The sequence below is a fragment of the Streptomyces sp. NPDC052020 genome (assembly GCF_040680575.1).
GTDB lineage: Bacteria > Actinomycetota > Actinomycetes > Streptomycetales > Streptomycetaceae > Streptomyces.
The window spans coordinates 1-1,323 of sequence record NZ_JBFAWY010000100.1; the positions used below are offsets into that span (position 1 = coordinate 1).

Genomic DNA, 1,323 nt, shown 5'->3' on the forward strand with positions numbered 1-1,323 from the left:
CGGGTGAAGGGAGTCGAACCCCCACGCCGTAAGGCGCTAGATCCTAAGTCTAGTGCGTCTGCCAATTCCGCCACACCCGCGATATTAAAATGATAATGGTGAGCCATAGTGGGCTCGAACCACTGACCCTCTGATTAAAAGTCAGATGCTCTACCAACTGAGCTAATGGCTCATCAAAATGGTGCCGGCCAGAGGACTTGAACCCCCAACCTACTGATTACAAGTCAGTTGCTCTACCAGTTGAGCTAGGCCGGCTAAATTAAATAAATGGTGGAGGATGACGGGTTCGAACCGCCGACCCTCTGCTTGTAAGGCAGATGCTCTCCCAGCTGAGCTAATCCTCCACATAAATTGCCTGGCAACGTCCTACTCTTGCGGAACGTAAGTCCGACTACCATCGGCGCTAAGGAGCTTAACTTCTGTGTTCGGCATGGGAACAGGTGTGACCTCCTTGCCATTGTCACCAGACAATGAAATGTATGAAATTATACATTCAAAACTAGATAGTAAGTAAAATATGATTCAACCAAACAAAACATTTAAAATTTGATTAAGTCTTCGATCGATTAGTATTCGTCAGCTGCACATATCGCTATGCTTCCACCTCGAACCTATTAACCTCATCATCTTTGAGGGATCTTATAACCGAAGTTGGGAAATCTCATCTTGAGGGGGGCTTCATGCTTAGATGCTTTCAGCACTTATCCCGTCCATACATAGCTACCCAGCGATGCCGTTGGCACGACAACTGGTACACCAGAGGTATGTCCATCCCGGTCCTCTCGTACTAAGGACAGCTCCTCTCAAATTTCCTACGCCCACGACGGATAGGGACCGAACTGTCTCACGACGTTCTGAACCCAGCTCGCGTACCGCTTTAATGGGCGAACAGCCCAACCCTTGGGACCGACTACAGCCCCAGGATGCGATGAGCCGACATCGAGGTGCCAAACCTCCCCGTCGATGTGAACTCTTGGGGGAGATAAGCCTGTTATCCCCGGGGTAGCTTTTATCCGTTGAGCGATGGCCCTTCCATGCGGAACCACCGGATCACTAAGTCCGTCTTTCGACCCTGCTCGACTTGTAAGTCTCGCAGTCAAGCTTCCTTATGCCTTTACACTCTATGAATGATTTCCAACCATTCTGAGGAAACCTTTGAGCGCCTCCGTTACTCTTTAGGAGGCGACCGCCCCAGTCAAACTGCCCATCTGACACTGTCTCCCACCATGATAAATGGTGCGGGTTAGAAATCCAACACAGCGAGGGTAGTATCCCACCAACGCCTCCACGTAAGCTAGCGCTCACGTATCTCAGGCTCCTACC

General features: G+C 50.3%; 3 tRNA genes and 2 rRNA genes. All 5 read right to left on the reverse strand.

Features of this window, described 5'->3' with window-relative positions:
* Positions 1-96 precede the first annotated feature (96 nt).
* Positions 97-172, reverse strand: a tRNA-Lys gene (locus AB0L74_RS34820).
* A gap of 7 nt (positions 173-179) precedes the next feature.
* Positions 180-255, reverse strand: a tRNA-Thr gene (locus AB0L74_RS34825).
* A gap of 13 nt (positions 256-268) precedes the next feature.
* Positions 269-344: transfer RNA gene (locus AB0L74_RS34830), tRNA-Val, on the reverse strand.
* A 9-nt stretch (positions 345-353) separates the two neighbouring features.
* Positions 354-468: ribosomal RNA gene (rrf, locus tag AB0L74_RS34835) — 5S ribosomal RNA — on the reverse strand.
* Positions 469-546: 78 nt separating this feature from the next.
* A 23S ribosomal RNA gene (locus tag AB0L74_RS34840) occupies positions 547-1,323 on the reverse strand; the annotation flags it as partial.